This window comes from Porphyrobacter sp. TH134 (assembly GCF_002855495.1).
GTDB lineage: Bacteria > Pseudomonadota > Alphaproteobacteria > Sphingomonadales > Sphingomonadaceae > Erythrobacter.
On sequence record NZ_PKRO01000037.1, the window covers coordinates 1 to 19,206 of the forward strand.

Below are 19,206 nucleotides of genomic sequence, written 5' to 3' on the forward strand. Positions count from 1 at the left end.
CGCTCGGGCTACGCCCTCCCAGCGCTCGCCAAGGCGCGGATCAAGTGGCCTGATTTTGCGCCGCCCAATGGCCGACTTTTACTCCGCCGTTGACAATCGCCACCGATGATCATTCGACCCAGCTCTAGGAGATCAAGCATGGCCCACTGCTACTACCACGCTCTCTCGTCGGTCCGGAAATGGGGCGGCACGGTCGATGACTATCTCCCGCTTCACCAGTGGTTCGACCAGTCCAAGGCAATCCTGGCAGACCCACGGCACCGCGCGCTGCGGCACCATGCCGAGGGGATATTCATGCTCGAAACCCTGTTCGGCGAGACCCTCGTCAATGCCGATGGCCGGGTCGTTCCGGTGCGTCTGGTCGGCGAACAGCACGTACGCGAAGACCTGGGCTCGATCCCCTCCTTTGCGGACTGGGCGCGCTTGATCACGCCGCAGACCTGGATGCTTCGAGGCAACCCTCTGGTCGGCGCTGAAGGGGTGACGATCGATATGCCTCTCCCCGGCGAAGCAGTTTCGTCCAGGAATGAGCCATCGGTTGGAGGAGCGGTTAGTACCGTGATCTAGAATGGGGTTCTCCGGTGGAAGGTCGGGCAGGGATGATCCAGCCAAGACCGGATCGAAGCGAGGCAGGGCAAACCTGTTCAAGGCATCCAGCTCCACCCGGCTTCGATGCAAACCTGTCCCTGAATCACCCCCCGTCGAGACGCGCAACCCGGATCAGGTCCGGCCGAGTTGCCGGGCTTTGCCCGGCTGCCCGCACCACCCGAACCAGTTCCGGGTTCCCCTTCGGTGCGCTTCGCCGCGGGGCGCTTCTGCTCGGGTTTGCAGCCGGGATGGACCCGGAATGCTCGATCAGGAGAAAGCCCATGACCAATCTCGTTATCCTCGTCGGCCGCATCGCTCGCGACCCCGAAACCCGCACCACCCAGGGTGGAACCAGCATCACCTCGATCTCGGTCGTGACCGACCGTCCCGCCCGCAAGGATGGCAAGACCTACAAGGACGAAAACGGCTACACCGCCAAGGACAGCGAATTCCACCGGATCACCTGTTTCAACGGCCTCGGCCAGAACGTCGCCAAGTACTGCACCAAGGGCCAGCTCGTGACGGTCGAAGGGCGCATCCACTACACCCAGTGGGAAGATCAGAGCGGCGCCAAGCGCTACGGCTGCGAGATCATCGCCGACAAGGTCGACTTCCTGACCAAGGGCCGTTCGGGCAGCAACGAGGGCGCTCCCGACATCGACGAGGACTGAATATCCTCACCTCACGACAAGGCCCCGGTGGCAGACGCCATCGGGGCCTTTTCTTTTGTACGCCTGCGATGCGGCGGCCAGGGGCATCGAACCCCTTGCCGCCGCGGGGTGGGTTTTACGCGGGAGCTATCCGCTTCAGCGTTTCCTCGATTCCGAGTGCCATTGCTCCTCGGATCATCTGACGCAGTTGCGCTGGTTCAATCGTCTCGGCGCCGTACTCGATCAGCACCCTGCCGAGTTCGGTCGCTGCCTCTTCGCGGAGACGAGCCTCCTCGTTCTCGAGTAGGACACGCTGTTCACGCAGCTTCCGCAATGCATCGCGGGCGGTGGGTTTGGACCTGGCCATAAGGGTTCCTCGCTGTTGGCCGTTGGTCCCCTCCGCTACCGATATTGGCACTGCGGGCCCATGTAGGAAAATGGTTTGTGGGGTAGGCGCCGAGCTTATACGCAGACGTTGGAAGAGGTCTCTCTCGCAGAAAGACCAAGTGTGATGCGGGCTTTGGGGCTGCGTCAAGGACGACGGGGCCCCACCATTTTTACCGGGCAAGCCCGGCAAAAATCGTTGCCCCCATCGCCGCTTCGCGGCCGCTTACGCGGTCCCTGACCCAGCCCGTCACCCACATCCTTCGCAGCTCCTGATGCGACGCATCGAACATCAGGAGGAAAGATCATGTACGCTTCACTGAACATTGCCGCTGCCCGTCCCGCAGGCGATCAGGCAGCCTTCATTGCAGCCCTGGATCAGGCCCATGCCCGGTCCTTTCACAGCTACTTCACGCAGTACGTCCTGACCGATGACGAGGCGGGATACATCGCGGTCGATGAAGGCGATTACGGTGCCTTGCCCAAGGCCATGCTGGACCGTGTCATCGACACCGTGCCGGGCCGTCTCAGCGATGAATTCTGACCCGCCGGTTTGGGAGGAAGTCCGTCAGGGCTTCCTCCTTTCTTTTGCTCGCTGACCGTTTCGGCATCTCTCAGTCGGTCCGGCAAGGCAGGTCACCAGCGTCAGTCGGGGGTGTCGGGACGGTCGAGATCGGTGAGCCGCTCCGGCATATCCAGGACCTTCAATGCGGCGGCCTCGATGGCATCTGCCTGCGTCGGGAAAGCCTCGGACGAACTGATTGAGACCCGGTTCGGGTAAGTGACCGTCGCCTGGAAGCCATTGCCCTTCGGTGTTGCGCTCAATGTGACCTGGCTCATGCTGACTTCCTTGCTGCCCGCATTAATGCCCGCATCATAGGCGTCGATCCCGTCTGTGCCTATCGCGACCCGATGGCCGGCAACCTGCCCAGCGCCCCATAGAATGGGGATGGCAAACTGCATCATCCGTTACAGGCTCAATGGCTGGTTCCTGTCCTCGCAGCTGGGGACTGGGGTGCACACCCTACGCGACGGGTCGCAGGAGAGGGATGTAGAAAAAGTATGTAATACCAAGAAAATAGATAGAATTCTGTGAAATGGCTGCTTCTCCGTCAAAAGTGACGGGGGCGAGGGGGGTTACGTGGATTTGACCAAGGTCAGGTCGAAAATGGCGAAATTCCGCAGTCCTTGATGTTCTTGACATGTTCTTAAATCTGACTTAGCTTCGATCCTGCCTTTCGCAGTGTGAACCGGGCTCCTGACCAAAAGGAGTCCGTGCATGACACGGCCAATCTGTCTCCAGGTTTACATCTCCAGCGAGCTCAGCTCGCTGATCCGCAGGGCTGCCAAGGCCAAGGGGATCAGCATGAGCGAGTGGGTTCGCGCCTTGCTCGCCAATGCCTGCACCGAGGACGAGCTTGCCTCGCGGCTCGACGCCTCGATTGAACGCATTTCCCGCCGCTCGGTGTTCCTCATGGTCGGGGTTGATGCGCTGTTGGCAGGGCACCCCGACCACGCGCTGCGCGGTCGGGCTCACCAGGCTTACGTGCGCAAATGCAAGGAACTCGGTCTTTCCACAGCAGCTGGCGAGGGAGGCTCCGATGAAGCGTAATCTCGTCAACTTCACGCGTGGCAGCCAGCTGCTCGGACACTTCAGCTTCATGTTCGCGGCGGGTCTCAAGGGCCCATTGATTGTCGCCGCGCTCGTGATCTCATGGACCTCATGGTGGACCATTTCGGCAGGCCTCACCGATCACGAAGTCTATCTCGTCTGGATGCGGATCTACGCTGCCATCTACGGCTTCATGGAGTTCGATCCCGCCAAACGGATCACTCTGGAAACCGCCTTCGGCGCGACCATCCAGTTTCCGATTGCCCAGCTCGACCACTACCCCCCGGTGGTCCATGCGTGGGAGAAGCTGATGGCGCTTCTGACCAGTGCCTTGTGGCGTTCCGGGTTCTTGTTGGTGCCCGCTTTTGCCGTCTTCTACTGGTTCGCCGAGCGGTTCGGCGGCCGCTCCAAAGAACGCAAACACGAGCGCGGCGCGATGCTCGTCACGCTCCCCGAGCTCGTCGACGAACTGACCGCGCATAACCGGCGTGAGCGCACCCGTGAGCTCGATTCCGCGCTGGGCTGGAAATGGCGGCTCAGCCTGCCGCGAGAGATCGCCCGGGTCTTTCCCTATCGGCCATCGCATATCGCCACAGTGGCCTATCCCTGGCGGCTCGAACAAAGCCATGCGATGCTCATTGGCACCACCGGTATGGGCAAGACCGTGGCGATCTCCGACATGATCGCGGAAGCCAGAGCGAAGGGCCAGCGCTGCGTCGTCTTCGATCTGACCGGCGCCTTTATCGAGCATTTCCATGCGGCCCATTGCGACATCATCCTGAACCCGCTCGATGCGCGCTGCCCCCTGTGGAGCCTGTTTGACGAATGCCGCTCCGAAGGCGAGTTCTGGGCCGCAGCGGACGCTCTCGTGCCCCACGATGGGGGCGGTGAAGCCCAGTTCTGGGTGATCGCTGCACGGGCCCTGTTCGTCGAATTCTGCCTCAAACTCGTGGCCGAGGGCAGGGCGACCAACGACGCCCTGGCCCGTGAGCTGATGACTGCCGACCTGTCGCGCGTTCATGCCATGATGCGAGGTACGATCGCCGATCCGCTGACCGCGCCGGAAGCTGCCCGCATGGCGGAATCGATCCGGGCCGTTTTCAACGTCAACGCCAAGGCGCTCAAGCTGCTGCCGGCTGCCGGTCCTCGTTTCTCGGTTCGCCAGTGGATCGAGGACGGTGCCGATAGCGCACGAAGCGAAGGCTCGATCCTTTTCATTTCGGCCCGCTATGTCGACATGAGCGTCTGCGCGCAGTTGCTCACGCTCTGGCTTGACACGGCCATGAACACGCTGATGACGATGCCCCGCACCCGCGATCTCAAGTGCTGGTTCTTCGTCGATGAGCTGGGGGCGTTGCACCGCCTGCCAGCCCTTGAAAAAGGCTTGCAGACGGCGCGCAATTTCGGCGGCGCCATTGTCCTTGGCCTTCACGCCTATGCCAAGCTCAAGGAGGTCTACGGCGAGAACATGGCGATGACACTGGCATCGCTCGCTCGAACCAAACTGATCCTTGGAACCGCCGACCGCGAGACGGCCACCTGGTGCTCCGACTTCATCGGCCATCGGCAGGTCAGGGACATGGAAGAGGGCTACACCTATGGCTACAATAATGCCCGTGATGCTGTCAGCCTCACCCCGCGCAAGCACATCGAGCCGCTCCTGCTGCCCGACCAGCTGATGAACCTGCCGCGCCTGTCGGGGTACATCAAGTTCCCCGACGGCTTTCCCGCCGCACCGGTCAAGCTGAAACCCGTCGACCGACCCAAGCGGGCGGAGACATTCATTGCCAGGGTCAAGGAAAGCCCGAAGGCAAGGGTCACTGTGTCCAATCCGGCGGCGGAGCAGGCAGAGCAGCCGACAGCGCCGACAGGCGGCGAGCATCCCTCGTCCAACGACGACGGCGCCGGCAAGCCGGTCGTCCCGAAGCAGGGGGAACTGGCCCTAGATCAGGGACTGAAAGCCGCGCCGAGACAGGAGCCTGACGCGTCAGCCAATGATCTTGGACGAGCATTGGAACGCCCACCCGGCAAGACGTCGAAGGAGCGGGAACCGGCAACTCGTTCCGGGCATGAGAAGGCGGGCAAGGCAAACAAGGAGCGGTCGAATAGCAGAACCGATGCCCCGCCGCAAAAGGCTGGACCTTCCGCCCGCCCACTTCTCCCGTCGGGCGAAGCCGCAGCGGCGCCAGATCAGTCAGCTTCGCCCAAGGGCTCACCCCATGCCAGCAAGCCTGACACGAAAGGGCTGCAAGAGGGCAAGCCGGACACCCCCAGTAGCCTAGGCTCCAGCGATGCTGCCGCGCGCAAGCTGATGGTTGAGGATGGTTTGCGGGAGCATGAGCCTCCGCCGATCACTGGTCCGGAACTTGGCGACATGGAGATGTGAGCATGTCGGTGAGTGCCTCGGCGTGGGGGACCGATCGATGCTGTCGGTAGCCAATGTCCGCACCGCAGGCGGCGCGGCCAACTACTTCGCTGCCGACAATTACTACACGCGGGCTGATGCCGATCGCTCGGGTGAATGGCTGGGCAAGGGCGCTGCCGCGCTCGGGCTCAAGGGGGCCGTCGACGCGCGGCAGTTCGAAGCGGTCCTTAAAGGACTGCTGCCCGATGGTAGCCGCGTCGGCAGTGACAACCGGGCGCACCGGGCGGGGACCGATCTCACCTTTTCGATGCCGAAAAGCTGGTCGGTCCTCGCTCTGGTAGGCGGCGACAAGCGGATCCTCGATGCCTACGCCTCGGCCGTCCGGGAAACCCTGCGCTGGGCCGAAAAGAACCTTGCCGAGACCCGCATGGAGGTTCGGGGCAGGGAGCGTGCGGTCCAGACCGGCAATCTTGCGATCGCGCTCTTCCAGCACGACACCAACCGCAACCAGGAGCCCAACGCCCACTTCCATGCCGTCATTGCCAATGTGACGAGAGGGGCCGATGGCAAATGGCGGGCGCTGCGCAATGACAAACTCTGGCAGCACAATACCTTGCTCAATGCCATGACGATGGCGCGGTTTCGTCTGAGCGTCGAGAAGCTCGGCTACGAGGTTGGGGAGTTCGGCAAGCACGGCAATTTCGAGGCCGTAAGTGTGCCCAAGGCGGTCCGCGATGCCTTCAGTTCCCGGCGAGCGGAAATCCTGGAAGCGGCCGCCCAGATGAACTTTTCAGGGCCAGGCGTTCTTGATGCTGCAACCTTGATGACCCGGGCTGACAAGGGGCGGATCGAAGATCGCGATGCGCTGACGCAGCAGTGGCAGGACGCGTCCGCGAGGCTGGGCTTTGATCCCGCCACGGTGATAGCCAGAGCCAATGCTCGCAGCGCGCAGGATCTTGGCAATGTGACCGGTTTGGGGCCAACCATGCGCGCGCTCGTCCGCAATGTTCAGGCCCTCGCAACCTCCTTTGCCGAACGGCTCGGCCTGCGGGAAGGTGACCCGCTGATACCTGCCCGGCTGACCAATCGTAGTGTCGAGCAGGTCGCCGCAATTCATGCAGTCGCCTCGGCTGTCCGGCATCTCGGTGAGCGGGAGGCGGCCTTCACCCGGGCCGAGATATACCGCGCAGCGCTTGGCTTTGCGCTCCCGACTTCGCTTGCAGACATCGAACACCGCGTCGAGCAGCTGCTCCGCCAGGGACATCTGGAGAAGGGCAAGGGTGCGGACCGGGAACTGCTGACGACACGCGACGCGATCAGCCTCGAACAGCGAATTATTGCCGGGGTTGAAGACGGGCGCGGCGTAGCCCCGGCGATAGTCTCTCCCGACCTTGCCGGGGCCCGTCTGCAAGCCCTGTCCCAGATCAAATACGGCCTGACCTTGAACGCGGGACAGGAAGGGGCCGGGCGTCTGCTGCTTGGCTCGAACAACCGCATCGTCGCGATCCAGGGCGTCGCGGGCGCAGGCAAGAGCACGGTCCTCAAACCTGTCGCCGATATCCTGCGCGAGGAGGGCAGGGGTGTGCTCGGGCTCGCGGTGCAGAACACGCTGGTCCAGATGCTCGAGCGCGACACGGGTATTGCCTCGATGACAGTGTCGCGGTTCCTCGCCCGGCACCGGGATCTCCTTGAAGGGGCCGATGCGGACCGTCTCGCCGAGGCGCGGGCCGACATGCGCGGCACCGTCGTGCTGCTCGATGAGGCATCAATGGTCGGCAATGCCGACAAGGAGAAGCTTGTTCGGCTGGCAAACCTGCTGGAACTCGGCCGCTTTGCCAGCATTGGCGACCGCAAGCAGTTGGGTGCCGTCGATGCTGGAAAGCCATTCGATGTGATGCAGCAGGCCGGCATCGAGACTGCGGTGATGGGCACCAATCTTCGCGCGCGCAGCGAAGGCCTGCGTGAAGCCCAACGGGCAGCGCAAGAAGGGCGCATCGAAGACGCCATGCGCCATTTGGCACCCCAAGTGATCGAGGCGGGGAACGATGCGGCTGTCGAAGCCGCCGCAGCCTGGCTGTCCCTGTCGACTGCCGAGCGCGAAGCAACCGCGATCTATGCCTCAGGCCGAAACCTGCGCAGTGCCGTGAACGAGGCTGTGCAGACGGGCCTCAAATCCAGCGGGGAGCTTGGTCCTGACACCATGCGGCTCCAGACCCTGTCCCGCGTCAATGTAACCCGTGAGGAGCTGCGATATGCGAGCACCTACGCCCCCGGCATGGTGGTCGATGTCGCGCGGCGTCAGCGCAACCAGGGCCTTGCAGCAGGCGAATACCGGGTGGTCGGAACCGATGTGGCGCGCGAGCGAGTCACGCTGGAAAACGAGCGTGGCCGCCAGTTCGAGTTTCGTCCCGGTCAGATCAGGCCGCAAGGTGAGCAGGATCCGCTGCGCCTGTTCGAAGTGCGCGCTCTCGACATCTATACCGGCGACAAGATCCGGTGGACCGAGACCGATCACCAGCGGGGCCTGCTCAATGCCGACCAGGCCCGCATTGTCGCTGTCGACAAAGAGGCTGTCGTGGTGAAGACATCCTTGGGCTCACAGCACCGGCTGGAGCAGGGCGACCCGATGCTCCGCCGTCTCGATCTCGCTTATGCGCTCAATGCCCATATGGCACAGGGGCTGACTTCCGATCGCGGCATTGCGGTCATGGACAGCCGCGAGCGCAATCTGGCCAACCAGCAGACATTCCTGGTGACAGTCACACGGCTGCGCGATGGTCTCACGCTCTATGTCGATAATGCTGGCAAGCTCGAAGCGGCGGTCGAGCGCAATGCCGGCATGAAACGTTCGGCGCTGGAAACGGTCGATCTCCTCCGCGATGCGGCAGCCAAAGGTCAGGCCAAAGATCGTGTGGCTCCTGCACCGGAACGCAAGCCGCCAGAGCTTGACCGGTCGATCACCAAGCCATTCGAAATCGGCATATAGCGTGCTGCTCTCCCCATCCGTCCGCACACTGCCGGTTGACGCGAAGTTCTTTATTTGTTCTCATTAGCCCATGCCCCGAATCTCCGATGATATCCTCCTCACGCATCTCGAAGTCGCGCTGGCCGTTGCGCCGGAGCACACGCTCGTCCGCCTCAATGCCGATGATCCACGCGCCCAGCGCAGCGCCAGGGTCGATCTGGCTCGTCATCTTGTCGAGCGCATGCGCGGTTTCACCATCGAAGGCGACAGTCATGGCGGTCCAGGCGCGCAGCCTTGCCTGTTTCCGGGCGATCTGTCGCCGATCGGATGAACTGGTAGTCTTGTCGAGGAGGGTTACTGGAGTGGCCGGTCCGGGGCGTTGGAGCTCAGCTGAACAATTCGCTCGGCGATAGCCTGCCATGTCCGAATGCCTGCCTCATCGCCAGCAAGTGCGAGCGCCCCGATCTGTTCGGCGACGTGCATGGGCGCCTTGTCCCCATGGGATTGCAGGACATGGTTGGCGCAGGCCCAGAGCTCCCAGTCGCTGAGCATCAGCCGAGCGCGCTGACGACACCGCCAACCGTCGCGTAGAGACCGTAGGCGGCAAAGGCTGCGGCAAGAAGGAATTCGAGGCGGAGTTTGAATGCAGTCGGACGAGGCTGTCCGGCTGGCCATATCTGGTTGCAGGCGAACCCGTTGAACCCCGAACGCTCTCCGACCACTTCGACACGAGAGCCTATGAATCTGCGTACTTGGCGGGTGTTGTCGAGTTCCCAACTCCCGCCACCATCGGTGCGCAGCACCGGCCCGTTTGCCGCCCGCTCGACGACGCCGGTCAGATGCGTGGTGCCGCTCACCGGCAAGCCGGGCCTTTCCAGTAGCGATTCCAGCGCAGGACAGTGCCGGTCTTGATCATGGCGCATGACAAATCGGCACCTGACGGCAGACGGCACCAGGCCGCGGTCCTGTTTCCGCCCGCGGCCCCCTCGGAGCGGCATGTCAGCCGCGGACCTCTGATTACCACGTGGCCGGTTGAGATCGTTCCGCGCGCGCCGCCCATCAGCCGTACCAGCGCATCGCGTGCCTTAATTGCGGTGGCATCGGGGCAGGGTTGATTGGTGCGGCAGGTGCCGTCCATTTCTCGCGCAGCGATGCCGGCGATCCGAAGGTGAGGGCCTTCCGCACACCAGACCGGACCGTCACCATCCCAGACATGAGTGGGCGTGCAGACAAACGTCTGCCCGGAGGCGACGATCGAAGCGGCAAGCAGGGCAAGCATCAGAAGGCCACCTTAGAGCGCCCGTCCGAACCAGAGAACCCGTCCGACGATGTTGAGCGTGCGTTTCTCGAGGCCGCGCCAGCTTGGATAGGCAGGGTTGTCGCTCAGGACCGACGCGCGCTTGCCCTGTGGTTCGAGGGCAATCCGCTTTACGCTCAGCATGTCATCCATCCGCAGGACATAGATCCCGTCTCTCAGCCGCGCCTGGCCGTCCCCGAGATCGACCATGACTTCGTCGCCATCATGAAGGGTAGGCTCCATGGAGTCGCCATGCACGGCGATGATCGACAGGCTCGATGCCTTGCTCGCGGTCAGGCGGCGCAGCCACTTTTCGTCGAAGCCGAATTGCGCGGATTTGGCTTCCATTTCGGCCAGAGCGCCATGGCCGGCCGATGCCTCGACATTGAGCAAAGGCACATGGACAAGTTCGACGACCGGGCCTGAGCGGCGGGCAGGGGCTCCAAGAACCTTCTCATCGACCCCGAAAAATCGCGCCAGAACCGAGCGATCCTGCTCGTCCAGCTGCCGCGGGCTGCCACGCCGGATGTACTGCTGGATGTAAGCGGCATTGCGCCCCAGCAGGCGCGAAACCGAGGAGTAGTTCACTCCTCGTTGCTGGATCAGTTCGTCCAGGGCTCTCCGTGCGTCGTCCATGACTGCCAGTCCTATCGCGGGCGCCTAGGAAAATCGATCCTAGACTCTAGGAAGCCTTCCTAGTAAGAACATAACAAGAACGCAAGGGTAAAGCGAGTCGATGGACGATGGAGCTACTGGATCAGATTGAAGCCTATCTGGCGCGAACTAATACTCCGCCAAGCAAGTTCGGTCGCATGGCTGTCGGCGATCCAAGGCTCTTGGCGGATCTCAAGTCCGGCCGACGACTGCGACGACGCACGGAAGAGCGCTTACGTAACTATCTGAACTTGGCTGTCGTCCAGGTTTCATCTCCTGGCGCTGGCCAATCCCGCACTACTGAACAGGCTGCATCAACCGACGCAGCTTGGAACGAGGCCTTTGATTTTGATTTGGAAGCACATTCGGACCTAAGCCCGAACCAGAGAAATGATTAAACTGGACTACGGCATGCTGGGCAGCGCTTACGCCTGGTTGCAGTTACGCAGGGGAGTAATTGGCGAAGCGAGTGTGAGGTCATCAATTGCGCGGCATTTTACCTCAATGGCTGATGACTGATGAATGATGACTTAGTTCGCGCTTCCCTGATTAGCGAGATGCGGGTTTAGTCAATCACATTGGTGAGCGGAAAGTTGTCAGATGCGTGTACCGATCGACTTTGGCCCTCGAGCTGATCTAGGAATGGCTCTAACTTCATCGGGATTGATCTCTATCGCCTCCATTAGTTCGGGCAGAGGCATTTCGAGCGCAACCGCGATCCGGGCGATTGAGATCAGCCCAACATTGATCTCGCCCCGCTCAATCTTCCCGAATGCGCCGCGGTCGATGTTAGCGATGCCCGCGAAGGTCTCCTGAGAATACCCCTTAGCTTCGCGTAGCGCGCGCACGCGCTTTCCAAAACTCAATTGAATCGAGGGGGCCACCATCCGGCGACAATCGCGAAATTCACAATCCCCGTCCACGGTATAAATATCCCCGGTATATATTGACTATGACAATCATTTGTGAAAGGATGTGAGAGTGTAAATTCCGGGCTGCGGAAACGGTGATTGGCGAGCGGCGCGGAGGCATGGATCTAAGGAAGCGGGCAATGAATTCTTACCGGTTCGCGGCCATCCGCGGGGTTCAGGCAGGTCGTGCGTACTATGTCGTCATGGTGCCACTTCGGTCGGTCGGCCGCTTGTTCTGCTTCGACGAGGTAGATCTGCCGCCCGAGCTTCGCGCGCAGCGCGAACTCAACAGTGGGCGCGTGCCAGCGATCGCCCAATATATTGCCAATCATCCTCGCGAATACGTCTTGTCAGCACTGGCTGCTTCGGTCGACGGGGCCTTCCGCTTCGAGCCGTCAGGCTCAGACCCCGCATCTCGTTCGGTCGGAACGCTGGTGATCGAAATGACGGCAACTATTCTTATCAACGACGGCCAGCATCGCCGGGCAGGCATCGTTGAAGCGCTGCGCGAGCGGCCGCATCTCGGCGATGAGACGATCGCGGTGACTATCTTCCCCGATGAAGGGCTAGAGCGGTCACAGCAGCTGTTCGTCGACCTCAACCAACACAGCGTTAAGCCCGCGCGCTCGCTTCGGCTCTTCTACGACAGCCGCGACCAGGGCGCACGCCTGACCCGCGCAGTCGCCGATGCGATCCCGCTGCTGCGAGACCTGACCGACTTCACCCGCTCAAACCTGCCGGCCGGATCGCGCAAGCTATTCGCGTTCAGCAACCTCCATACCGCGATAGCCACGCTCGTCAGCGAAGCGGGTCTCGATGCCACGCCGGACCGGGCGGGCGACGTCATCGCCTTCTGGAACGCGGTCATTGCCAATATGCCCGACTGGTTGGCAGTCGCGCGGCGCGAAGCGTCGCCGTCGGATCTGCGCCGCGATATGATCCATGCCCACGGCGTCGCGCTGGAGGCGATCGCAATCGCCGGCGCCCGCGCGATGAACAACAATCCTTCGAATTGGCCAGAGATCCTCGTGGGTCTTCGCGAGGTCGACTGGTCCCGCGCAAACCGGGCGCTTTGGGAAGGCCGCGCGCTGGTCGGCGGCAAGATAAACCGGTCGCGGACCAGCGTCATTCTCACCGCCGACCTTATTTCGCGCGCGCTGGTGCAGGAAGGAACTGACGTGGCGCGGCAAATCGGTTAGCACATAGGAAAGGACGGGCGCGAGTATGAGTGACAACGGGTTGGACGGCAAGAATACGCGATTGGCGCGCATCTATGACGACGTGCGCGAGATTTACCTCTCCGATTCGCGTCCTTGGGTGGTGGGCTATTCCGGTGGCAAGGATTCTACCACCGCACTCCAGATCATCTGGACCGCACTCGAAGCACTTCCGCCCGAAAAACGCAGCAAGCAAATTTATGTGATCAGTTCCGACACGCTGGTCGAGACCCCGGTCGTGTCGCGCTATATCGACGTATCGCTCGAACGCATCGCCAAGGCTGCGATCGAGCGGAACATGCCGATCGTCACGCATAAGGTCGTGCCCGAGGTCGGGCGCAGCTTCTGGGTAAATTTGATCGGCCGCGGATATCCGGCGCCGTCGCGGCGGTTCCGCTGGTGCACCGAACGGCTCAAGATTGAGCCGGCCAACGACTTCATTAAGAGCCGCGTCGCCGAGTTCGGCGAGGTGGTGATGGTGCTCGGGGTCCGCTCGCAGGAATCGGCGACTCGCGCCCAGGTCATGTCGTTGCACAAGATCGAAGGCTCACGCCTGTCGAGGCACAGCTCGCTGCTCAACGCCTTCGTTTATGCGCCGATCTCCGATTTCTCAACAGACGAAGTTTGGACCTATCTGCTTCAGAATCAGTCGCCTTGGGGCAACGACAATCGAGATCTCGTCGCGATGTATCGCAATGCCGCGTCAGGCGAATGCCCGCTCGTTGTCGATACGACGACGCCGTCCTGCGGCAATTCGCGCTTCGGCTGCTGGGTCTGCACTGTCGTTGAGCGCGATAAGGCAATGGAGGCGATGATCGACTCCGGCGAGGAATGGCTGACGCCGCTGCTCGAATATCGCGATATGCTTTCCGAAACACAGATCCCCGAGCGCAAGCAAGAATTCCGCGATTTCCGCAGGCGCACCGGCCAGGTCTCCTTCATAGGCAAGACCGATCGGGTGATGCCCGGACCCTATACGATGGACTTTTGCCGAAAGCTGCTTTCCAAGCTGCTGCACATCCAGAATGAAGTGCGGCGCGACGCGCCCATCGGCGAGGCCCCGGTGCTGATCCAGGAAGCTGAGCTTCACGAAATCCGCCGGCTATGGCGGACCGAGCGCGGCGACTGGCCCGACACGGTACCGAGGCTGGTGCGCGAGATTCTAGGCCGTGAGCTCGATTGGGTCGCTGAGGATGCGATCGCCTTTACTGCAGACGACGGTGAGCTACTTGATGCAGTCTGCGCCGAAAATGATGTGCCTACCGAACTGGTGATAAAATTGCTCGATATTGAGCGGGCTTCACACGGCCTTAAGCGCCGCCACGCGGTCCATACGCGAATCGAGGAAGCATTTAAACTCGAATGGCGTGATCTGGACGTACTGGTCGAAGCCCGCCGCCGCGAAATCGGCGTCGGCCCGGACGGTGAAGTGCTTATCTCGGACAATGACCTCGAACTTCCGTTCGACGGCGAATGAGGCCGGCGCGATGATTCTCCGCTCGATCGAATTGGAAAATTTCGGCCTCTATGCGGGGCGCCAGCGGCTCGACCTGGTTCCGCAGCGCGGGCGTCCGGTCATTCTGTTCGGGGGCCGCAACGGCGCCGGCAAGACGACATTGCTCGAAGCCGTCCGGTTGGCGCTCTATGGCCGGCGGGCGCTCGGCTTTAGGGTCGCGCAATCCGAATATGAGGATCATCTGCGCGGCCGGGTGCATGCCGGGCTCGACGGAAAAACCGCGAACGTAGCCTCGGTCGGCCTCGAGTTCGACTATGCCGAGGGCGGCGTGGTGCAGCGCTACCGCGTCAATCGGCGTTGGACCGTCAAGGACAGCAAGGTTGTCGAAACGCTAAGCCTAGAGAAGGATGGCGCACCAGTTGACGCCGTGCCGCGCGACGAATGGCATAGCTTCCTGCAGGAGCTGGTGCCGCCCGGAGTGTCGCAACTGTTCTTCTTCGACGGCGAGAAGATCGCCGAAATTGCCCGCGACGATCCCGATGAAGGGCTCGCGGAAGCCGTGCGGGGGCTGCTCGGTATCGAGCTGGTCGGCCGCCTGCGCACTGATCTCGGCCTCTATCTCGCGCGTCGCAACCGGCGCGAAGGTGGCGACGCAGCCGCCAAGCTCGAACAGACGGTGCGCGAAATCGCCGCGCTCGACCGGCAGATCGCTGAAAAGGCCGAGCACGTCGCCGAGCTTCGCTCGCGGCAGATGTCGCACGCGCGGGTCGCGAGCAATGTTCGCCAGCGCTTCGTCGCCGAAGGCGGCGATGCTGCCAGCCGCCGCGCCTCGATCGAGGCTGCACGGAAGGAAGTGCGCGAGCAAATCATTCGACGCGAGACCGAAATGCGTGAACTGGCTAGTGGGCTTCTGCCCTTCGCAGCGGCACCCAAGCTGACCAAGCGCTTCGCCAATGCGCTGTCGCGTGCCGGCGAGCCTAGCATCGGTGCTGAAGCGGCGGCGCTCCGCGAGCGGCTGCTCTCGTGGCGCGCCACGGGAGAGCCCAAGCGATCGGCGAAATGGAATGGTGCCCATTGGCACGATCTCGAGGCGTTTCTCGCGGCCGACGCCGCCGCGCCAGTCGACCTGGCTGAAACTTCGGTCAGCGAACTCGACACCGGCGAACGGCGCAAGCTGCTGGGCAAGCTTTCCGACGTGCGCGAGACGGTGGCGGCGCGCGCGTCGCTGCTGGTGGCCGAGCTAGATTCGCTGGCGCGGCGACTGCGCGAGATTGAATCCGATCTGGTGCGCGCCTCGGGTCAGGCGGCCGGCGTCGTCCTCGACGAACTGCTGCTTGCCGAAAAGGAAATGGGCGCGGTCGAAGCCGAGCTGAAGGCGCGCGAGGAAGAGGTGCGCATGCTCGAATATCAGCGCGCCACGCTCGACCGCGAGCGCCGCCACATGCTCGACGCGCAGAATGACGCGGCGGCGGGCGAGGAACGCGCCGAGCTGGCCAACCGGGTGGGCCGCGCTCTGCAGCAATATGAAGAGCAGCTGCTCGACCGTAAGCTGGCCCAGCTCCAGACCGAGTTTGTCAGCCGGTTCAACCATCTTGCGCGCAAAGGGAATTTTGTCGCTGATGTTCGGATCGATCGGACCACCTTCGATGCGACGCTGATCGACCGTTCGGGACGAGAGATCCGCAAATCGGCGCTTTCGGCTGGCGAAAAGCAAGTCTATGCGATCGCGATGCTGTGGGCGCTGGCGCGTACCAGCGGGCGTCCACTGCCGATGATTATCGACACGCCGCTAGCCCGCCTCGACAGCGAGCATCGCAAAACGCTGGTCGAGCGCTATTTCCCGGAGGCCAGCCACCAAGTTATCGTGCTGTCGACCGATACTGAGGTCGATGACGCACTGCTCAAACGTCTGGCACCGAGCATCAGCCACACTTATCGGCTCGACTATGATCCGGATCGCGGTGCCACGACCGCGACGCCAGGCTATTTTGATGACGAGCACAGCGGGGAGGCGGACAGTGCGCTTCAACAAGCTTAAGATCTCTTCCGACGCGACGAGCCGGTTGCGCTCGATTCGTCAGCGAACAGGACTGACGCCTAATCTGTTGTGCCGGATCGCGATAATGCTCTCGCTCGAGGAAGGACCAGCCTCGTCGTTGGCACCCGACGACCGGGGCCAGGAATTCAATGCCTATACGTTAACCGGCGAGTACAATGCTTTGATTGCCTCATTGCTGCGCTTTGTCGAGGAGGATGAGTCGGGTGCGGGGCCACTCGACAATGACACCCTGCTTGCATTGCTCCAGGCGCATATCCATCGTGGTGTCGCTACCCTTTCGGTGCGCGCGAAGTCGCCCGCTGATGTTGGGCGGCTGGCGCTAGCGGCATGAGCGGCTCTGGCGGCGGGGACGCTGATCCGATTTATTTGGATCATAATGCGACGACGCCTGTCGATCCAAAGGTCCTAGAGGCCATGTTGCCTTATTTCACGCAGGTGTTCGGCAATCCGTCTAGTGTCGAGCATCTCCACGGCAACCGAGCACAGACAGCCGTAGCAAAAGCCCGTCTCCAAGTCGCAAACGCACTTGGCGCGCGTGACAATGAAATCATCTTCACCGGCAGCTGCACCGAAGCCAATAATATCGCCATCTTGGGTGCCGCGCGGGCACGGCCTGAACGGCGCCATCTCATCACAACTTCTGTCGAGCATCCGGCCGTGCTCGAACCCTTTCGCCAGCTCTCCCGCGAAGGGTTCGATCTAACGATCCTCGATGTCGACGAATTTGGCCGTGTGAGCGCCGACACAGTCGCCGCCGCGCTTCGTGAGAACACAGGGTTGGTATCGGTGATGGGCGCGAACAATGAAGTGGGTTCGATCCAGCCGATCGGGGAGATCGGCGCCGTTTGTGCCGCCCACGACGTGTTGTTCCATACTGACCTCGCCCAGGTGATGGCGCATCGACGGGTCGATGTCGCAGCTGAGAACATTCACCTCGCGAGTATTTCGGCGCACAAGGCCTACGGGCCCAAGGGCATTGGCGCGCTCTATGTGCGGTCACGGTCACCCCGCGCGCGGCTGGCCCAGACTGTGTTTGGTGGCGGGCAGGAGAAAGGGCTGCGCTCAGGAACGCTCAATGTCCCCCTGATTGTAGGCATGGGCGCTGCGCTTGAATTGGTGGCTAAGGGGGGTGCTACCGAAGCCGCGCGCTTACGCAAACTTTGTGCCATCTTTTCTGATCGGGTCGCTGCGGCGATCCCAGGCGTCGAGTTCAATGGACATCCGACCGAGCGCATTCCGGGCAATGTCTCGCTATCGATCCCCGGCGTTGAGCCGCTCGCACTTATGCGCAAGCTGAACGGTATCGCAAGCTTCTCGGCGTCCAGCGCGTGCGCAACCGACAAGGTTGAGACCAGCCACGTGCTATTGGCCATGTTCGGTGATGCGCCTCGCGCACGCCAGGCGTTTCGTGTCTCACCAGGACGAACGACGTCTGAGGCTCAACTGACGGCCTTTACGGATGCCCTTATCGCCGAGGTCGCCGACTTGCTTCGTTTCGCTGCGTGAGCAATTCGACCCGTTCTGGCGGGCAACGTGATAACGCCTAACTCGGCTGCCGTGAAGGCGCGGGTTTGAGCGACTAGACCTTTCTGCAATGGGACTCGCCGAATCTGGAAAGCGATAGGCGAACATGAATAGAACGGATTGTTCAGCTCTGACTACGATGTCGTTCGAACGTTCCATCCGTTATGTCGGTAGTTCGTAAATTCGACGGTAAGCTTAGCGTTGCGCAGAGCGGTCGGCGTGAGGATAGCAGATTCGCCGTCGAAAGCAGACTTGGAGTGGCAAAGGGTCATCAAGCTCATCGGCATGCTCAATCCTTATCAGTGGATTATCTTCGGTCGAGGCGGCAGCAATTTTTACGGCGGAATCTCAATACTTCTTGTGCCAATATGCTTGCACAAGAGGCGCTTGGGCTGCATTCATTGGAGCCAAGGGGAATGAGTTTGCCAATTCCAAGTGAAGTCATAGTCGAGGCAGTTGACCGCTACGGTCGGGAGAGAGACCGCTACCTGAAGCTCGCTGCGCGGGTGGCAGACCTTGCTAGCACCGAGATCGTCGAGAAGAACGCTATCCGCGCGCAGGTAACGTCGCGGACAAAGACCATCCGGAGCTTCGAGGGAAAGCTTAACCGGTTTGCGAAGAGCGGGAAGAAGTCGTTCGCAAGTGTTTCCGAAGTATTCGATGGGATTAGCGACTTCGCAGGCGTCCGGATCGCCACTTACCGTCCGGAAGATCAGGAAATGGTACGCGAGGAGATCTGTCGCGTATTCCGTGATCCATGCGGCGGCGAAGTGGTGCCTGATCCGAAAGACGCGATCGATTTCAAGATGGCCAAGTTCTACCGTGCGATTCACTTCCAGGTATGCCTCCCCGACGAAGAACTCGTTGGTGACTACGAGAACCTCAGGGGAACCAGCTGCGAGATCCAAGTCTGCTCCATGATGGCGCACGTGTGGAACGAGATCGAACACGACATCGCTTACAAACCGGAAGGGAACGGGCCCGAGAAGGTGGAGAAGGGGCTGCTCGCTTCGCTGGGACACCTCACGTGCTCAGGGGATGCTATCATCACCCGCCTACTCGAAGCGACCGAGCTGCGCCTAGAGCAGCAGACTGGTGACTTTGTTGATGTTCACGACTTTGTCGCGCGCCTGCGTGCCTCGTTCCCGGAGCTCGAGCTGTCCGTGAATGCAGGCATCGCATTCGAGATCTCCCAGCTCTTGAATTTGACCAATCCCGGGCGGGTCTTCGCCGCCGCCGGTGCCGTCCGCACAGACGTCGCCGCTGTCCGCGCTCGGCTGCAGGAATTCAATGCATACCTGCAGAACTTCGGCTCCTCGGAGCTGCAGCTCAACGGCCGGTCAGCTGACGTCCTTACCGTCGCGCTATTAGATAGAAACAGCGCTGCCGTATCCATGGCCATAGAGGATCGAAGGTCCACCAGGCCGACCCGCGCGGCAGGATTGGCTAAGCGCTTCCGGGAATTCTTGGCGATTGAAGGAGACGCCCAAAACACCGCCGAGGGTTCCTCCAATGGCGGCTAAG

Annotated in this window: 20 protein-coding genes; 13 read left to right on the top strand and 7 right to left on the bottom strand. The window is 61.8% G+C overall.

All coding sequences use genetic code 11. The features are described 5' to 3' along the window. The first annotated feature begins 138 nt into the window (after positions 1–138). Together C0V72_RS13175 and C0V72_RS13180 are read left to right on the top strand one after the other, a co-directional pair. Positions 139–567, top strand: coding sequence for a DUF6915 family protein (locus tag C0V72_RS13175; RefSeq protein ID WP_101794608.1), 429 nt, complete (start codon positions 139–141; stop codon positions 565–567). A 302-nt stretch (positions 568–869) separates the two neighbouring features. After that, positions 870–1,259: a single-stranded DNA-binding protein gene (locus tag C0V72_RS13180; protein WP_006966186.1), complete on the top strand. Its 390-nt coding sequence runs from the start codon at positions 870–872 to the stop codon at positions 1,257–1,259. Between the two features lie 115 nt (positions 1,260–1,374). Here C0V72_RS13180 and C0V72_RS13185 read toward each other — a convergent pair whose 3' ends face one another. Next, positions 1,375–1,605 (bottom strand): DUF6437 family protein, encoded by a 231-nt coding sequence (locus C0V72_RS13185; protein ID WP_101794609.1) that lies wholly within the window; start codon positions 1,603–1,605, stop codon positions 1,375–1,377. 324 nt (positions 1,606–1,929) lie between these two features. Between C0V72_RS13185 and C0V72_RS13190 the strand changes: the two genes are divergently transcribed. After that, positions 1,930–2,166, top strand: coding sequence for a hypothetical protein (locus C0V72_RS13190; protein WP_101794610.1), 237 nt, complete (start codon positions 1,930–1,932; stop codon positions 2,164–2,166). Positions 2,167–2,267: 101 nt separating this feature from the next. Here the strand turns inward: C0V72_RS13190 and C0V72_RS16820 are convergent, their stop codons facing one another. Further along, the gene (locus C0V72_RS16820; protein ID WP_233999947.1) at positions 2,268–2,585 is read right to left on the bottom strand and encodes a hypothetical protein; all 318 of its coding nucleotides are present in this window, start codon (positions 2,583–2,585) and stop codon (positions 2,268–2,270) included. Between the two features lie 316 nt (positions 2,586–2,901). On the opposite strand from C0V72_RS16820, the gene C0V72_RS13200 reads away from it, so the two are divergent. From C0V72_RS13200 to C0V72_RS13215, 4 genes are all read left to right on the top strand, one after another. After that, complete coding sequence (locus tag C0V72_RS13200) at positions 2,902–3,234, top strand: hypothetical protein (protein WP_066554166.1); 333 nt, start codon at positions 2,902–2,904, stop codon at positions 3,232–3,234. Further along, the gene (locus tag C0V72_RS13205) at positions 3,224–5,620 is read left to right on the top strand and encodes a type IV secretion system DNA-binding domain-containing protein (RefSeq protein WP_101794611.1); all 2,397 of its coding nucleotides are present in this window, start codon (positions 3,224–3,226) and stop codon (positions 5,618–5,620) included. The genes C0V72_RS13200 and C0V72_RS13205 overlap by 11 nt, the downstream gene beginning before the upstream one ends. A gap of 37 nt (positions 5,621–5,657) precedes the next feature. After that, positions 5,658–8,585, top strand: coding sequence for a MobF family relaxase (gene mobF / locus C0V72_RS13210; RefSeq protein ID WP_101794612.1), 2,928 nt, complete (start codon positions 5,658–5,660; stop codon positions 8,583–8,585). A gap of 70 nt (positions 8,586–8,655) precedes the next feature. After that, the gene (locus C0V72_RS13215) at positions 8,656–8,895 is read left to right on the top strand and encodes a hypothetical protein (RefSeq protein ID WP_101794613.1); all 240 of its coding nucleotides are present in this window, start codon (positions 8,656–8,658) and stop codon (positions 8,893–8,895) included. A gap of 23 nt (positions 8,896–8,918) precedes the next feature. Here the strand turns inward: C0V72_RS13215 and C0V72_RS16650 are convergent, their stop codons facing one another. The 5 genes from C0V72_RS16650 to C0V72_RS13245 all read right to left on the bottom strand — a co-directional run bounded on the left by C0V72_RS16650 (position 8,919) and on the right by C0V72_RS13245 (position 11,381). After that, a complete protein-coding gene (locus C0V72_RS16650) occupies positions 8,919–9,116 on the bottom strand; it encodes a DUF6961 family protein (protein WP_101794614.1) in 198 nt (65 codons plus the stop codon). Then, positions 9,116–9,421 (bottom strand): DUF5818 domain-containing protein, encoded by a 306-nt coding sequence (locus tag C0V72_RS13225; protein WP_101794615.1) that lies wholly within the window; start codon positions 9,419–9,421, stop codon positions 9,116–9,118. Before C0V72_RS13225 ends, C0V72_RS16650 begins: the two co-directional genes overlap by 1 nt. Beyond that, positions 9,418–9,843, bottom strand: coding sequence for a thermonuclease family protein (locus C0V72_RS13230; RefSeq protein WP_101794616.1), 426 nt, complete (start codon positions 9,841–9,843; stop codon positions 9,418–9,420). Before C0V72_RS13230 ends, C0V72_RS13225 begins: the two co-directional genes overlap by 4 nt. A gap of 12 nt (positions 9,844–9,855) precedes the next feature. Next, positions 9,856–10,497, bottom strand: a complete 642-nt coding sequence (locus C0V72_RS13235) for a S24 family peptidase (protein ID WP_066775813.1) — start codon at positions 10,495–10,497, stop codon at positions 9,856–9,858. 614 nt (positions 10,498–11,111) lie between these two features. After that, positions 11,112–11,381 (bottom strand): helix-turn-helix domain-containing protein, encoded by a 270-nt coding sequence (locus C0V72_RS13245; RefSeq protein WP_233999948.1) that lies wholly within the window; start codon positions 11,379–11,381, stop codon positions 11,112–11,114. A 185-nt stretch (positions 11,382–11,566) separates the two neighbouring features. Between C0V72_RS13245 and dndB the strand changes: the two genes are divergently transcribed. The 6 genes from dndB (at position 11,567) to C0V72_RS13275 (ending at position 19,205) form a co-directional block, all read left to right on the top strand. Then, entirely contained in the window at positions 11,567–12,625 is a 1,059-nt protein-coding gene (gene dndB / locus C0V72_RS13250; protein WP_172439028.1) for a DNA sulfur modification protein DndB, read from the top strand. A gap of 25 nt (positions 12,626–12,650) precedes the next feature. Then, positions 12,651–14,120, top strand: coding sequence for a DNA phosphorothioation system sulfurtransferase DndC (gene dndC, locus C0V72_RS13255; protein WP_101794620.1), 1,470 nt, complete (start codon positions 12,651–12,653; stop codon positions 14,118–14,120). After that, positions 14,089–16,137, top strand: a complete 2,049-nt coding sequence (dndD, locus tag C0V72_RS13260; protein ID WP_199797798.1) for a DNA sulfur modification protein DndD — start codon at positions 14,089–14,091, stop codon at positions 16,135–16,137. The genes dndC and dndD overlap by 32 nt, the downstream gene beginning before the upstream one ends. Further along, positions 16,118–16,489, top strand: coding sequence for a DNA sulfur modification protein DndE (gene dndE, locus C0V72_RS13265; RefSeq protein WP_101794621.1), 372 nt, complete (start codon positions 16,118–16,120; stop codon positions 16,487–16,489). Before dndD ends, dndE begins: the two co-directional genes overlap by 20 nt. Further along, positions 16,486–17,664 (top strand): cysteine desulfurase family protein, encoded by a 1,179-nt coding sequence (locus C0V72_RS13270; protein ID WP_101794622.1) that lies wholly within the window; start codon positions 16,486–16,488, stop codon positions 17,662–17,664. The genes dndE and C0V72_RS13270 overlap by 4 nt, the downstream gene beginning before the upstream one ends. A gap of 434 nt (positions 17,665–18,098) precedes the next feature. Beyond that, entirely contained in the window at positions 18,099–19,205 is a 1,107-nt protein-coding gene (locus tag C0V72_RS13275; RefSeq protein WP_199797799.1) for a GTP pyrophosphokinase, read from the top strand. Position 19,206: the final 1 nt, after the last annotated feature.

What these genes read in the sequence shown, in the direction of transcription:
- C0V72_RS13175 (WP_101794608.1), top strand. Translation starts at nt 139, where the DNA reads ATGGCCCACTGCTACTACCACGCTCTCTCGTCGGTCCGGAAATGGGGC.
- C0V72_RS13180 (WP_006966186.1), top strand. Translation starts at nt 870, where the DNA reads ATGACCAATCTCGTTATCCTCGTCGGCCGCATCGCTCGCGACCCCGAA.
- C0V72_RS13185 (WP_101794609.1), bottom strand. Translation starts at nt 1,605, where the DNA reads ATGGCCAGGTCCAAACCCACCGCCCGCGATGCATTGCGGAAGCTGCGT.
- C0V72_RS13190 (WP_101794610.1), top strand. Translation starts at nt 1,930, where the DNA reads ATGTACGCTTCACTGAACATTGCCGCTGCCCGTCCCGCAGGCGATCAG.
- C0V72_RS16820 (WP_233999947.1), bottom strand. Translation starts at nt 2,585, where the DNA reads ATGCAGTTTGCCATCCCCATTCTATGGGGCGCTGGGCAGGTTGCCGGC.
- C0V72_RS13200 (WP_066554166.1), top strand. Translation starts at nt 2,902, where the DNA reads ATGACACGGCCAATCTGTCTCCAGGTTTACATCTCCAGCGAGCTCAGC.
- C0V72_RS13205 (WP_101794611.1), top strand. Translation starts at nt 3,224, where the DNA reads ATGAAGCGTAATCTCGTCAACTTCACGCGTGGCAGCCAGCTGCTCGGA.
- mobF (WP_101794612.1), top strand. Translation starts at nt 5,658, where the DNA reads ATGCTGTCGGTAGCCAATGTCCGCACCGCAGGCGGCGCGGCCAACTAC.
- C0V72_RS13215 (WP_101794613.1), top strand. Translation starts at nt 8,656, where the DNA reads ATGCCCCGAATCTCCGATGATATCCTCCTCACGCATCTCGAAGTCGCG.
- C0V72_RS16650 (WP_101794614.1), bottom strand. Translation starts at nt 9,116, where the DNA reads ATGCTCAGCGACTGGGAGCTCTGGGCCTGCGCCAACCATGTCCTGCAA.
- C0V72_RS13230 (WP_101794616.1), bottom strand. Translation starts at nt 9,843, where the DNA reads ATGCTTGCCCTGCTTGCCGCTTCGATCGTCGCCTCCGGGCAGACGTTT.
- C0V72_RS13235 (WP_066775813.1), bottom strand. Translation starts at nt 10,497, where the DNA reads ATGGACGACGCACGGAGAGCCCTGGACGAACTGATCCAGCAACGAGGA.
- dndB (WP_172439028.1), top strand. Translation starts at nt 11,567, where the DNA reads ATGAATTCTTACCGGTTCGCGGCCATCCGCGGGGTTCAGGCAGGTCGT.
- dndC (WP_101794620.1), top strand. Translation starts at nt 12,651, where the DNA reads ATGAGTGACAACGGGTTGGACGGCAAGAATACGCGATTGGCGCGCATC.
- dndD (WP_199797798.1), top strand. Translation starts at nt 14,089, where the DNA reads ATGACCTCGAACTTCCGTTCGACGGCGAATGAGGCCGGCGCGATGATT.
- C0V72_RS13270 (WP_101794622.1), top strand. Translation starts at nt 16,486, where the DNA reads ATGAGCGGCTCTGGCGGCGGGGACGCTGATCCGATTTATTTGGATCAT.
- C0V72_RS13275 (WP_199797799.1), top strand. Translation starts at nt 18,099, where the DNA reads ATGAGTTTGCCAATTCCAAGTGAAGTCATAGTCGAGGCAGTTGACCGC.